The sequence below is a fragment of the Kitasatospora sp. NPDC001603 genome, from assembly GCF_040298365.1.
Taxonomy (GTDB): Bacteria; Actinomycetota; Actinomycetes; order Streptomycetales; family Streptomycetaceae; genus Kitasatospora.
Map to the genome: position 1 here is coordinate 1 of NZ_JBEPAA010000130.1, position 13625 is coordinate 13625.

The 13625-nt window shown below is 73.4% G+C and carries 11 protein-coding genes; 4 read left to right on the forward strand and 7 right to left on the reverse strand.

Annotation, left to right across the window (positions count from 1 at the left end; genetic code table 11):
• Positions 1-277: 277 nt before the first annotated feature.
• Positions 278-637 carry a nuclear transport factor 2 family protein gene (locus ABT263_RS37400; protein WP_352298028.1) on the reverse strand — a complete coding sequence of 120 codons (360 nt, stop codon included), beginning with the start codon at positions 635-637 and terminating at the stop codon, positions 278-280.
• The gene (locus ABT263_RS37405; protein WP_352298031.1) at positions 634-936 is read right to left on the reverse strand and encodes a muconolactone Delta-isomerase family protein; all 303 of its coding nucleotides are present in this window, start codon (positions 934-936) and stop codon (positions 634-636) included. The genes ABT263_RS37400 and ABT263_RS37405 overlap by 4 nt, the downstream gene beginning before the upstream one ends.
• A 306-nt stretch (positions 937-1242) precedes the next feature.
• On the opposite strand from ABT263_RS37405, the gene ABT263_RS37410 reads away from it, so the two are divergent.
• Positions 1243-2811 (forward strand): APC family permease, encoded by a 1569-nt coding sequence (locus tag ABT263_RS37410; RefSeq protein WP_352298034.1) that lies wholly within the window; start codon positions 1243-1245, stop codon positions 2809-2811.
• Positions 2812-2928: 117 nt separating this feature from the next.
• Complete coding sequence (locus ABT263_RS37415) at positions 2929-3189, forward strand: GlsB/YeaQ/YmgE family stress response membrane protein (protein WP_329486380.1); 261 nt, start codon at positions 2929-2931, stop codon at positions 3187-3189.
• Between the two features lie 82 nt (positions 3190-3271).
• Here ABT263_RS37415 and ABT263_RS37420 read toward each other — a convergent pair whose 3' ends face one another.
• Genes ABT263_RS37420 through ABT263_RS37435 form a run of 4 tightly spaced genes read right to left on the reverse strand, consistent with a single transcriptional unit; the run spans position 3272 to position 7722 of the window.
• Complete coding sequence (locus ABT263_RS37420) at positions 3272-4612, reverse strand: GH1 family beta-glucosidase (protein ID WP_352298037.1); 1341 nt, start codon at positions 4610-4612, stop codon at positions 3272-3274.
• 35 nt (positions 4613-4647) lie between these two features.
• Positions 4648-5490, reverse strand: a complete 843-nt coding sequence (locus ABT263_RS37425; protein WP_329486379.1) for a carbohydrate ABC transporter permease — start codon at positions 5488-5490, stop codon at positions 4648-4650.
• The gene (locus tag ABT263_RS37430; protein ID WP_329486378.1) at positions 5487-6407 is read right to left on the reverse strand and encodes a carbohydrate ABC transporter permease; all 921 of its coding nucleotides are present in this window, start codon (positions 6405-6407) and stop codon (positions 5487-5489) included. Before ABT263_RS37430 ends, ABT263_RS37425 begins: the two co-directional genes overlap by 4 nt.
• Position 6408: 1 nt before the next feature.
• Positions 6409-7722: an extracellular solute-binding protein gene (locus ABT263_RS37435; RefSeq protein ID WP_329486377.1), complete on the reverse strand. Its 1314-nt coding sequence runs from the start codon at positions 7720-7722 to the stop codon at positions 6409-6411.
• A gap of 145 nt (positions 7723-7867) precedes the next feature.
• On the opposite strand from ABT263_RS37435, the gene ABT263_RS37440 reads away from it, so the two are divergent.
• The gene (locus ABT263_RS37440) at positions 7868-9124 is read left to right on the forward strand and encodes an ROK family transcriptional regulator (RefSeq protein WP_352298040.1); all 1257 of its coding nucleotides are present in this window, start codon (positions 7868-7870) and stop codon (positions 9122-9124) included.
• Between the two features lie 336 nt (positions 9125-9460).
• Complete coding sequence (locus ABT263_RS37445; protein ID WP_352298042.1) at positions 9461-12028, forward strand: pectate lyase-like domain-containing protein; 2568 nt, start codon at positions 9461-9463, stop codon at positions 12026-12028.
• A 55-nt stretch (positions 12029-12083) separates the two neighbouring features.
• Here ABT263_RS37445 and ABT263_RS37450 read toward each other — a convergent pair whose 3' ends face one another.
• The gene (locus ABT263_RS37450) at positions 12084-13400 is read right to left on the reverse strand and encodes a cytochrome P450 (protein ID WP_352298044.1); all 1317 of its coding nucleotides are present in this window, start codon (positions 13398-13400) and stop codon (positions 12084-12086) included.
• Between the last annotated feature and the right edge of the window lie 225 nt (positions 13401-13625).

Consider the following 13625-nt stretch of genomic DNA (forward strand, 5'->3'; position numbering starts at 1 on the left):
ACCCCCCGGCCCCCCCGCCCCGGGCCCCGGGGGGCCGGGGGGGGGGGGGGGGGGGGCCGGGGGGGGGGGGGGCGGGGGCCCCCCCCCCCCCCCCCCCCGCCGGGGGAGGAGGCCGGCGACCCGGCCCCCGCCGTCCGGGCCGCCGCCCGCCGCGCCGCCTTCGTCCGCTGGCTCGACCGCACCCGCGCCGCCCGGCTCACCCTGCTGCCCGGCCTCGAACACCCCGGCGACCCGGCCCAGCCCGACAACCACCACCGGCACTGACGCGGGACCGCCGTCAGGGCAGCAGCGAGACCTGGTAGTGGGCGATGGACCAGCTGTCGCCCGCCCTGCGCAGCAGGACCCCGAGGTTCACGGTCAGCGTCGGCCGGTCGACGAAGGCGAAGTCGACGGCGAGGTAGCCGAGCAGGAGGCCGTCGGTGAGCCGCCTGGCCTCCAGGACGCGGTAGTCGGCCGTCATCCCGGGCGGCTGGGAGGCGTAGTAGGCGGCGACGCCCGGCCGCCCGACGCTGTACGGGTGCAGGCCCTGGAAGACCGCGTCCTCGGTGAAGCAGGCCGCGACCGCCTCGGGCCGATGGGCGTCGACGGCCGCCTTCCAGCGGTCCAGCACGCCCCGCAGCACGGTGGTGTCGCTCATCGGACGCCCTCCGCCCCGGGGTCGCTCGGGTGCGGCGACAGCGGCGTGACGCGGTCGCGCCGCCAGGCCCGCAGCGGCATGGAGGCCAGGAGCCGCTCCAGCCGCTCCGCGTCGGGCGCGCTGAACAGCCCCCAGGTGCGCCACTCGCCGGGCGAGAGCGGCGGCCGCCAGAGCCGCAGCAGGCTCCCCTGCGCGGCCAGCTCCCCGGCCCGGACGGCCTCCCGGGCCCGCATCCGCGCCACCTCCTCCTCGCTCGTCCCGTCGGGGACGGTGGTCACCATGTCGACCAGGAACTCCATCGGGAATCGGGATCCTCTCGCTCACCCCTCCGCCGTCGCTCGGCTGCTCGGAGTATCGGCGACCACCCCGACCGCACCCGGCACCGCCACGCGGTTCGGAGGCCGGGCCGCCCGCGCGGTGTGCGGGCGCTGTCGGTGAGGGGTGACGCGGCGCCCCCGGAGCGGGCCGGGGCGCCCCCAGCTGGGCCGCAGGCGCGCAGCGAGCCGGGGAGGGGTGGCGGCAGTATGGTCGGTTCAGGGTGATTTGTCTGACCCCGTGACCGGGCCCGAGGCACTCGGGTGGGTCAGGGGGAGGAGGTGGGACCCATGCCGCACTCCTCCGACGGCCCGGCCCCGGGCGTGGCGCCAGTGGCGACCGGCTCGGGTGCGGGCGAGAAGGGGCTGAAGACCGGTGCGCTCGGTCTGGTCTCCTCGGTCGCCATCGGGCTGGCCTCCACCGCGCCCGCGTACAGCCTCGCCGCGACGCTCGGCATCATCGTGGTGGGGGTGGGGTTCCAGGCGCCGATCGTCACCATCCTGGCGTTCATCCCGATGCTGATGATCGCGTACGCGTACAAGGAGCTGAACGCCTCCGATCCGGACTGCGGCACCACCTTCACCTGGGCCGCCCGGGCGTTCGGGCCGCGCACCGGGTGGATGGGCGGCTGGGGGATCATCGTCGCCGACATCATCGTGATGGCGAACCTGGCGCAGATCGCGGGCGTCTACGGGTTCCGGCTGGTGGGGCTGGACTCGCTCGCCGACAGCACGGTCTGGACGTCGATCGCCGGCGTGGTCTGGATCGTCGTGATGACGGCGATCTGCTACGTCGGGATCGAGATCTCCGCCGCCCTGCAGCGCTGGCTGCTGTCGATCGAGGTGGTGATGCTGGTCGTGCTGTCGGTCACCGCCCTGGTCAAGGCCTACGGCAGCGGTGCGCCCGGCACGGCGGCCCACGTCAGCGCCTCCTGGTTCAACCCCTTCGACATCCCCTCGGCCGGCGCCTTCACGGCCGGGATGCTCGCCGCGGTGTTCATCTACTGGGGCTGGGACACCGCCGTCTCGGTCAACGAGGAGACCGCCGACGCGAAGCGCACCCCGGGGCGGGCGGCCGTCATCTCCACCGTGCTGCTGCTGTTGATCTACACCCTGGTGTCCACCTCGGCGCTGTCGTTCGCGGGGATCGGCACGGAGGGCATCGGACTGGGCAACGAGGAGAACTCCGGGGACGTGCTGTCCGGCCTCGGCGACGCGGTGTTCGGCACGGCGGGCTTCGGCGGGTTCCTCAGCAAGCTGCTGATCTTCATGGTGCTGACCTCGGCGGCGGCCTCCACCCAGACCACCATCCTGCCCACCGCCCGGACCGCCTTCTCGATGGCCGCGCACAAGGCCGTGCCCGCCGCGTTCGGCCGGGTGCACCCCCGCCACCGCACCCCGACCTGGTCGACCGTCGGCATGGGCCTGGCGTCGATCGCCTTCTACGTCCTGCTGACCGCGATCAGCGGCAACGTCCTGGCCGACTCGATCGCCTCGGTGGGGCTCGGCATCGCCTTCTACTACGGCCTGACCGGCTTCGCCTGCGTCTGGTACTACCGGCGGGTGCTGACCAGGAGCGTCAAGGACTTCGTCTTCAAGGGGCTCGTCCCGCTGCTGGGCGGCGTGGTGCTGCTGTACTTCTTCTGCTACGCCGCGTTCGACGTCTACGCGGCCGCCGACTACGGGGCGACCTCGATCGATCTGCCGCTCATCGGCGAGACCGGCGGGGTGACCGTGATCGGCATCGGCGCCCTGCTGCTGGGCGGTGTGCTGATGCTGGTCCAGTGGGCCGTGCAGGGCTCCTGGTTCCGCCACCCGGACGTGCCGGTGAGCGCCGCCGACCCGGTCGACGCGCCGTAGCCTCCCCGGGGCGCGGCCGGCTCGCGGGCGACCAGGAATGAAGCGGGGCCGGCGGGGCAGGCGGAGGGCGCCCCGGTCGACCGGCCGGGAGCCCGGCCCACAGGGAGGTTGTTCCCCATGACGCTGATCTGGGCGCTCGTCGTCGGACTCGTCGTCGGTCTGCTCGCCAAGCTGGTACTGCCGGGCCGTCAGCCCGTTCCGCTCTGGCTGACGGTGCTGCTGGGGCTGGTGGGCGCGCTGCTCGGCAATCTGCTCGCCTCGGCGGTCGGCGTGCGGCACACGGACGGGGTCGACTGGATACGCCACCTGCTCCAGGTGGCCGCGGCCGCCGTGCTGATCTCCGCCGTCACCCCGGCCTACCTGGGACGGCGCCACTGACGCGGCCGACGGGGCGGTGCGGGGGCAGGGGTGCACCCGAGGGGCGCGGACCGGTTCGGTCCGCGCCCCTCGGGTGTCGGCGTCAGCGCCCCCGGTGGGCGGTGATCAGGTCGGCGTAGCGCCGGCCGCTGGTCTTGACCGTCCGCCGCTGGGTCGCGTAGTCGACGTGGACGAGGCCGAAGCGCTTGTCGTAGCCGTACGCCCACTCGAAGTTGTCCAGCAGTGACCAGGCGAAGTACCCGGCCAGCGGGGCGCCCTGGGCGGTGGCCCGGGCGCAGGCGGCCAGGTGCTGCTCCAGGTAGGCGGTGCGCTCCGGGTCGTGGACGCTGCCGTCGGGGCCGACGGTGTCGCGGTAGGCGGAACCGTTCTCGGTGACGTAGATCCGCCGCGCGCCGTACTCGCGGGTGAGGCGCAGCAGCAGCTCCTCCAGCCCGGGGGCGTGCACCTCCCACGGCATCGCGGTCCGCTCGGGGCCGGGGCCGGGCAGCTGGCGGAAGTGCGGGGCGGGGCCGGTCGGGTCGTCGGCGACGATCTGGCGGAAGTAGTAGTTCAGGCCGATCCAGTCCAGCGGGGCCCCGATGAGGTCGAGGTCGCCGTCGCGCACCGGCAGGTCGACGCCGTAGGCCCGCACCATGTCCTCGGGGTAGCCGCGGCCGAGGACCGGGTCCAGCCACCAGCGGTTGATGTGGCCGTCGGCGCGGACGGCGGCGGCCCGGTCGGCCTCGGAGTCGGTGGCGGCGGTCACCGGGCTGAGGTTGTTGACGATGCCGATCCGGGCCCCGGCGACGCTCTCGCGCAGCACCTGGACGGCCAGGCCGTGGGCGAGGTGCAGGTGGTAGGAGGCCCGGACGGCCGCGGTGAGGTCGGTCAGGCCGGGGGCCATCGCCCCGTCCAGGTGGCCGATCCAGGCGGAGCAGAGCGGTTCGTTGAGGGTCGCCCAGTCGGTCACCCGGTCGCCGAGCCGGGCCGCCACCGCGGCGGTGTACTCGGCGAAGCGCTCGGCGGTCTCCCGGACGGGCCAGCCGCCGCGGTCCTGCTGGGCCTGCGGGAGGTCCCAGTGGTAGAGCGTCGGGAAGGGCGTGATGCCGGCGGCCAGCAGGGCGTCCACGAGGCGGTCGTAGAAGTCCAGTCCGGCGGTGTTGACCTTGTCGTCGGCGAGCGGCACCACCCGGGGCCAGGCGATCGAGAACCGGTAGGCGTCGAGGCCGAGCCGCTTCATCAGCGCGACGTCCTCGGGCCAGCGCCGGTAGTGGTCGCAGGCGGTGTCGCCGGTGTCGCCCCCGGCGACCTTGCCGGGGGTGTGCGAGAAGGTGTCCCAGATGGACGGTGCGCGGCCGTCGGCGTCCACCGCCCCCTCGATCTGGTAGGCGGCGGTGGCCGCGCCCCAGAGGAAGTCGTCGGGGAGGGCGCTGAGGTCGTTCACGGCGAGCCTTTCGCTCAAGGGGAGGGCGGGGAGGGTCACTTGACGGCTCCGGCGGTGAGCCCGGCGACCAGGTAGCGCTGGAGCAGCAGGAAGCCGGCGACCACGGGCACGCTCACCACCAGGGAGGCGGCCATCACCTGGTTCCAGTACACGTCGCTGAGGGTGGCGTAGCCGCGCAGGCCGACGGCGAGGGTGCGGGTCTCGTCGTTGGTGAGCACGGAGGCGAACAGCACCTCGCCCCAGGCGGTCATGAAGGCGTACACCGCGACCGCCACGATGCCGGGCACGGCCGCCGGGACGATGATCCGCAGCAGTGCCTGGACCGGCCCGCAGCCGTCGACCAGGGCGGCCTCGTCGAGGTCGCGCGGGATGGAGTCGAAGTAGCCGACCAGCATCCAGATCGAGAACGGCAGCGAAAAGGTGAGGTAGGTCAGGATCAGGCCGCCCCGGCTGCCGTACAGCGCCACCCCGGTCGCGTTCCCGACGTTGACGAAGATCAGGAAGAGCGGCAGCAGGAAGAGGATGCCCGGGAACATCTGGGTGGAGAGCACGGTGACGGTGAACAGCCGGCGGCCGCGGAAGCGGTAGCGGCTCACCGCGTAGGCGGCGAGGATCGCGACCAGCACCGAGAGCACGGTGGCGCCGCCCGCCACGATCAGCGAGTTGACCAGGTACCGGCCGAGCGGGATGGTGCGCCAGATGTCCAGGTAGGGCCGGAGGGTGACGGTGCTCGGGATCCACCGGAACGGTCCCTGGACGTCCTGCAGCGGCTTCAGCGAGCTGCTGAGCATCACCAGGACGGGCGCGGCCGCGAAGAGGGCGAGCGCGGTGAGCAGGATCCGGCGGATCCAGCGGAAGGACGCGGGCGGGCCGATCATTGCGCATCCCTTCGGCGCGAGGTGAGCAGCAGGTAGCCGGAGGTCACCAGCAGCAGGAAGAGCAGCAGCAGGACCGACATCGCGGAGCCCGCGCCGAAGTTCCAGGTGACGAAGGAGGACTGGTAGATGTGGACCGAGATCAGGTCCGCCGCCTCCGGCGCCGACCGGCCGAACAGCACGTACGGCGTGTTGAAGTCGTTGAACGTCCAGAGGAACAGCACCAGGACGAGCACCAGGTTGACCGGGCGCAGCGAGGGCAGGGTGATCCGGCGGATCTGCTGCCGGACGCCGGCGCCGTCCAGGGCGGCGGCCTCGTAGAGCTCGCGCGGGATGTTCTGCAGGCCCGCGGTGAGGGTGAGGAAGGCGAACGGCCAGCTGCGCCAGACCGAGACGGTGACCAGGGCGGTGAAGCTGTTGTCGCCGAGCAGCCAGAACGGCTTGTCGTCGACCAGGTGGAGCTGGTCGTGCAGCACGTGGTTGATCAGGCCGGTGTCCCGCTGGAACATGAACGACCAGGTGATGACGGCGGCGTAGACCGGCAGCGCGTACGGGAGCAGGAACAGGGCGCGCAGCAGGCCGCGGCCGCGGAAGGTGTCCTGCATCATGATCGCGGCGGCGGTGCCGAGCAGCCAGGAGAGGCCGACGGCCAGGGCGGTGAAGGCGCAGGTGACCCAGAAGGAGTGCAGCAGGGCCCGGCCGACGGGGGCGTGGAAGTCCACCGCCATCCGGTAGTTGGCGAGACCGGCCCAGGGGGCGGCGGTCCAGTCCCGGAGGAAGAACTGGGTGAGCTGTTTGAAGCTCATCACGATGCCGACCACCATCGGCACCAGGTGGATGAGCAGTTCGAGCACGAGGGCGGGGAGCAGCAGCAGGTACGGCAGCGCGCTGCGACGGGGGAGGAGGCGCTTGCGGATCACTTCACTTGGCCGGCATCTGCTGCTGGGCCTTGGTGAGTTCGGCCTTCACGGACTCGTCGGTGACGGCCTTGCCGCCGGCGGCCGCGGCGAGCAGGTTCTTCACGGCGGTGCCGACCAGGGTCTCGAACTGGCTCTCGTCGGCGACCTGCGGGAGCGGTTGGGCGCTCGTCGAGAGGACGTCGGTGAGGGCCTTGAGCTCGGGGGTGGCGAAGGCCGGATCGGCCTGGGCGTCCTTGACCGGCGGGATGGAGCCGTACGTCCGGTTGAGCTGGGTCTGCTCCTCGGTGCCGGTCATGAACTTGACGAAGGAGAGCGCGCCGTCGGTGTTCCTGGTGTTCTTGAACACGGCCAGGTTGATGCCGGCGACCATCGAGGTGGTGGCGCGTCCGCCGGTGGCGCCGGCCGGGACGGGGACGGGGGCGACGCCGTAGTCCTCGGGGTTCATGCCGTGGGACTTGAGGTTGGCGCCGGCGGCCTGCCACATCAGCATGGCGGCCTTGCCGGTGGCGAAGTCGGTGACGGACTGGTTGTTGGCGTACTCGGCGTTGCCGGGCGCGGCGATCTTCTCGGTGCCGAGCAGGCCGACGTACTGTTTGACGGCGGCGACGGCGCCCGGGCTGTCGAAGGCGGGCTTGCCGGCCGCGTCGAAGAAGTCGGTGCCCTGCTGCTTGGCGAGGACGAAGGCGTGGTGGACGTTCTCGGAGACGTTGCCGCCCTCCAGGGCGATGCCGTGGCGGTCGCCGGTGGTGAGCTTCTTCCCGTCGGCGACCAGCTCCTCCCAGGTGGCCGGGGGCTTGTCGAGGCCGGCCTCGGCGAAGAGCTTCTTGTTGTAGTACAGGCCGTAGGCCATCGAGTACAGCGGGACGGCGGCCGGGTCCTGGCCGGGGGCGCCGGCCGAGGCGAGCGCGGCGGGCAGGAAGCGCTCCTTGCCGCCGATCCTGCTGAGGGCGGCCGCGTCGAAGGGGAGCAGCGCGCCGGTGGCCTGGAGCGAGGCGGACCAGGTGTTGCCGATGTTCAGCACGTCGGGGCCCTGGCCGGAGCTGGTGGCGGCGAGGATCCGGTTGAGCAGGTCGGCCCAGGGGATGACCTCCAGCTTGACCTTGATGCCGGTCTGCTGCTCGAACTTTCTGAGTTCCGGCTCCAGGACCTGCCGGTCGTTCTCCAGACTGGTGCCCTGGTTGGAGGCCCAGTAGGTGAGCGTGCCGGGGCTGCTGTTGTCTCCGCCGCCGGACGTGGAGCCGCCGCCGCAGGCGGTGGCGGTGAGGACCAGGGTGGCGACCAGGGCGGTGGCCGCAGCGACTCGGCTGATGGGCATGACCGATTGCCCCTCTCGGGCGGGGTGGGCGGGTTCGGGTGAAGTGCCTTGATGGAATGCTTACTTCAGGCCGTGATTTAACGTGTGAGAAAAGCTTCCGTCAAGGGTTCGGACAGCGATAGATTCGGATCAGGAGGGAGATGCCATGACCGTGCGAGGCAAGAAGACGGTGCGTGACCTGCGCAGGGGCAGCCGGTCGGCGCTGCTGCGGCGGCTGTACTTCGACGGGCCGCTCAGCCGGCAGGAGCTCGGCGTGATCACCGGGCTCAGTGCCGGTTCGATCAGCAACGTGACCGGCGAGCTGCTCGCCGACGGGCTGATCGAGGAGTGCGGCTCGGTGGAGTCGGACGGCGGCCGCCCCCGGATCCTGCTCCAGGTCGCCGCCGGGCGGGCCCGGCTGGTCGGCGTGGACGTCGGGGAGACGCAGGTCAGGGTCGCCCTGTTCGACCTGGCCCGGACCGAACTGGCCGCCAGCGACCGGCCGCTCTCCGACTGCGGCCACGACGTGGACCACGTGGTGGAGCTGATCCTGTCCGGGCTGGCCGAGGTGCTGGAGCGCACCGGCACCGATCCGGCGACCGTGCTCGGCGTCGGCATCGGCGTCCCGGGCATCGTCGACCAGGGCGACCCGGCCCCGGACGGCCTCGGGATCGTCGTGCACAGCCAGACCGTCGGCTGGGAGGGCGTCCCGCTCGGCCGGCTGCTGAGAGCCGGTACCGACCTGCCGCTGTTCGTCGACAACGGCGCCAAGACGCTCGGCCAGGCCGAGATGTGGTTCGGCGCCGGGCGAGGGGTCCGGCACGCGGTGATCGCGCTGTTCGGCTCCGGGGTCGGCGCCTGTGTGATCGCCGACGGCGTGCGCTTCCGCGGCGCCACCAGCAGCGCCGGCGAGTGGGGCCACACCAAGGTGCACGTCGGCGGCCGGCGCTGCCGGTGCGGCGCGCGCGGCTGCCTGGAGGCGTACGTCGGCGCCGAGGCGCTGGTCGAGCGGTGGGGCGCGGCGCCGCCCGACGGCGGCGAGAAGGCCGGGCTGGCCGCGCTGCTGGCGGCCGCCGAGGCGGGCGAGCCGGCGGCCACGGGGCTGCTGGCCGAGGCGGCGGAGTACCTGGGCGCGGCGATCGCGGACCTGGTCAACCTGTTCAACCCCGAGCGGATCGTGATCGGCGGCTGGGCCGGGCTGCTGCTGGGCCCCCGGCTGCTGCCCGCGATCCGCGCCGCCGCCACCGAGTACGCGCTGCGGTTCCCCCGGGAGCAGACCTCGATCGTGCTCGGCATGCTCGGGCCGGAGGCGGTCACCGTCGGCGCGGCGACCCTGCCGCTGACCGACTTCCTGGACTCCGGCGGGGAGTTCCCGCGTCGCGCCGAACCGCGGGCCCGAGAGGTGCGGGCCACCCCCGCCTGACCTGGCTTCTTCCGCCGATCCGTTGGCACACCAGCAAGTTCACGGTGTGAGGAAAGTCGGCGCGAAGGGTTGACACCCCCGATCGGCAGCCCCGAGACTCCCGGTCGGGGGCGCTCCCCGAGCCCGGACGACGGGCCGGTGGCGCTCCGTCGGACCTCCGGCGGCCGTCCACCCGTGCCCGGCCGGCCACCACCTGCCGAGCCCGGCCGGCCGACCGTCGACCGCTGACCGCCCGGCCGCCCCGTCGTTCCCCCACGCCCGGTACCTGCGCCGCACCGGGTGCGGGCCGTGGCGCGCGCCCCCACACCCCACTCACCCCCACCGCAGGAGAAGCCCATGAGGCTCGCTTCAGCACGCCCCCGCAGGGCCCCGGCCGCACTGGCCGGCCTCGCCCTGCTCTCGGGCGCCGTCCTGGCGCTGCCCGCGCCGGCCGCCCACGCCGCCGACGCCCTGATCTCCCAGGGCCGGGCGGCCACCGCCTCGTCCACCGAGAACGGCGCCACCCCGGCCGCCTACGCCGTCGACGGATCCACCGGCACCCGCTGGTCGTCCGCGGCGAGCGACCAGCAGTGGCTCCAGGTCGACCTCGGCGCCGGTGCCGCGCTCACCAAGGTGGTGCTCACCTGGGAGGCGGCGTACGGGCGTGCGTACCAGATCCAGGTCTCGGACGACGGATCGAGCTGGCGGACGCTCTACAGCACCACCACCGGCAGCGGCGGCACCGAGACGCTCGCCGTCTCCGGCAGCGGCCGCTACGTCCGGATGAACGGCCTGGCCCGGGGCACCGGATACGGCTACTCGCTCTGGGAGTTCCAGGTCTACGGCACCTTCACCCCGGGCGGCGCCGACTGCGGCAGCACCGACGCCGCCCAGGGCCGGCCCGCCACCGCCTCGTCCGCGGAGAACGCCGGCACGGCGGCCGGCAACGCCGTCGACGGCGACCCGGGCACCCGCTGGTCCTCCGCGGCGAGCGACCAGCAGTGGCTCCAGGTCGACCTCGGCTCGGTCCGCCCGCTCTGCCGGGTGGTCCTGAACTGGGAGGCCGCGTACGGGCGTTCCTACCAGCTCCAGACCTCGGACGACGGATCGAGCTGGCGGACGCTGTACGCCACCGCGACCGGTACCGGCGGCACCGAGACGCTCGCCGTCTCCGGCAGCGGCCGCTACGTCCGGATGAACGGGCAGGCCCGCGGCACCGCCTGGGGGTACTCGCTCTGGGACTTCCGGGTCAACACCACCGACGGGCCGACCGTGCCGCCGGTCCAGGGCGGCGGCGACCTCGGCCCCAACGTGCTGGTCTTCGACCCCGCCACCCCCGGGATCCAGGCCAAGGTCGACGCGGTCTTCCACCAGCAGGAGGCCAACCAGTTCGGCAGCGAGCGCTACGCGCTGCTGTTCAAGCCGGGCACCTACAACAACCTCAACGCGCAGCTCGGCTTCTACACCTCGATCGCCGGCCTCGGCCTGAAGCCGGACGACACCACCATCAACGGCGATGTCACGGTGGACGCCGGCTGGTTCAACGGCAACGCGACGCAGAACTTCTGGCGCTCCGCCGAGAACCTCGCGCTCAACCCGGTCAACGGCACCGACCGCTGGGCCGTCGCCCAGGCGGCACCGTTCCGCCGGATGCACGTCAAGGGCGGCCTCAACCTGGCGCCCGACGGCTACGGCTGGGCCAGCGGCGGCTACATCGCCGACAGCCGGATCGACGGCACCGTCGGCAACTACTCCCAGCAGCAGTGGTACACCCGGGACAGCGCGGTCGGCGGCTTCTCCAACGGGGTCTGGAACCAGGTGTTCTCCGGCGTCCAGGGCGCCCCGGCGCAGGGCTTCCCCAACCCGCCCTACACCACGCTCGACAGCACGCCGGTCTCCCGCGAGAAGCCGTTCCTCTACCTGGACGGCAACGACTACAAGGTGTTCGTCCCGGCCAAGCGGACCGACGCCCGCGGCGTCTCCTGGGACGGTACCCCGCAGGGCGGTTCGCGGCCGCTCAGCCAGTTCTACGTGGTCAAGCCGGGTGCCACCGCGGCGACCATCAACGCGGCGCTGGCCCAGGGGCTCGACCTGCTCTTCACCCCCGGCGTCTACCACGTCGACCGGCCGATCGAGGTGAACCGGCCCGACACCGTGGTGCTCGGCCTCGGCCTGGCCACCGTCGTCCCGGACAACGGAGTGACGGCGATCAAGGTGGCCGACGTCGACGGCGTCCGGCTGGCCGGTCTGCTGGTCGACGCCGGAGCGGTCAACTCGCCCTCCCTGGTGCAGATCGGGCCGGACAACGCCGCCGCCGACCACGCGGCCGACCCGACCACCCTCCAGGACGTGTTCATCCGGGTCGGCGGCGCCGGCCCCGGCTCCGCCACCGCCGGGATCGTGGTCAACAGTGACGACGTGATCGTCGACCACAGCTGGATCTGGCGGGCCGACCACGGCGCCGGGGTCGGCTGGACCACCAACCCCTCCGACTACGGCCTGCTGGTGCGCGGGGACGACGTGCTCGCCACCGGCCTGTTCGTGGAGCACTTCAAGAAGTACGACGTCGAGTGGTCCGGCGAGCGCGGCCGGACGATCTTCTTCCAGAACGAGAAGGCGTACGACGCGCCGAACCAGGCGGCCGTGCAGAACGGCGCGACCAAGGGCTTCGCGGCCTACAAGGTCGACGACGGCGTGACCACCCACGAGGGTTGGGGCCTCGGCAGTTACTGCTACTTCAACGTGGACCCGACCATCCGGATGGACCACGGCTTCGAGGTCCCGGTCCGGCCCGGGGTGCGCCTGCACGACCTGTCGGTGGTCTCGCTGGGCGGCAACGGCCAGTACGAGCACGTGGTCAACGGCACCGGTGGCCCGACCTCCGGCACCGCCACCGTCCCGTCCACCGTGGTCGCCTTCCCCTGACCGGTCCCTCACCTGGCCGTCCCCGACGGTCGCCCCGCAGGCCGGCCCGCCCCGGTCACGCTCCCGCGAGCGTGGCCGGGGCGGGCCCGTCGGGCCGGACGGTGATCCCGTACGCGGAGCCGGTGGGGACGGCGAGCAGCCGCGGGCTGTGCTCCAGCAGGAGCTCGACCAGGGCGGTGGTCTCCCGCACGGCGAACTGGGTGCCCAGGCAGGCGCGGGCGCCGAGCCCGAAGGGGTAGTAGGCGCCCAGGTGGGCGGGCTTGCGGCCGGGGGAGGTGAACCGGGCCGGGTCGAAGCGCTCCGGGTCGGGCCACAACTCCGCGTCCCGGTGGGTCAGATAGGGGCAGACCAGCAGGTCCGTACCGGCCTCGATCCGGTGGCCCGCCAGGGTGTCGGCCTCCGCCGCGTGCCGGGGCAGGATCCAGGCGGAGGGGTAGAGCCGCAGGGTCTCGCTGACCAGCGCCTGCACCGCCTCGCGCCGCCCGGCCGAGCCCTCGGGGCCGGCCGCCAGCGCCCAGGCGCGGGCCCCGGGGTTGCCGTCGAGCAACAGGAAGAGCCAGGTCAATGTGGTGGCGGTGGTCTCGTGCCCGGCGACCAGCAGGGTCACCAGCTCGTCGCGGATCAACCGGTCGGTGTACTCGGGGTGTTCGTCGGCGGCCTCGACCAGCACCCGGAGCAGGCCGTCGCCCGCCGGGTCGCGCCGGGCGGCGTCGATCGCGGCGTGCGCGACGGCGTCGATCCTGGCCAGGTCCTCGGCGACCGCGTCCCGGGCGTCGGCGCCGTCCGCGGGCAGTGTCGGCAGCGCGGCCACCACCCGCGCCACCGAGGCGAGTTCGCGGTCGGTCCGGTCGTCCAGCGGGCGGCCGGTGAGGGCGCGCCAGATGGTGTCGAGGGCGAAGTGCCGCATCTCCTCGCCGAGGTCGAAGCGCTCGCCGGTGCGGACGTACCCGGCCCAGCGGTCGGCGGCGCGGCGGGCGGCCTCGGCGATCCGCCGCTCGTAGCGGCGCATCCCCGGTCCGGTGAACTGGGACTGCAGCATCCGCCGTTGGCGCTTCCAGGCCTCTCCGGTGGCGGACAGGACGCCCTCGCCGGCCAGCATCCGGGCCCGGTGGGAGCGCTTGACGTAGCGGTCCGGGTGCCGCCCGAGCACGTGCTGCACCGCCTCCGGATCGGTGACCAGCACGGTGGGGGCCGGTCCGAGCCGGAACGCCGCGACGCCGCCCAGCTCCCGGTGGGCGAGCGCGAGCAGCTCGACCAGCTCGGACCCCTCGGCCCGCCACCGGGTGACGGCCTCGGCCGGCAGTTCGGGAACGGGCCGGGCGGCCCCGTCGGCGGGCGGCGGGACGGGGACGGGGTGGGCTTCGGTGGCCACGGCGCTTCTCCTCTGCCGGCACGGTCGACTGCGGGGCGGGGCACGGGCCCCGGCCTGACTGTACGTCAGCGCACGGTCGCCGCGCGCCGCCCCACCGCCGGGCGTACGTGTTGCGGGCCCCGGCCGCACCGCCGGGGCCCGCAACGACGGCGGGGTTCCGATCCGCCCGGACGGCAGTGCCGACCGGATCGGGTGCCGACCGGGGCCGCACCCCGGCGGGCGCCC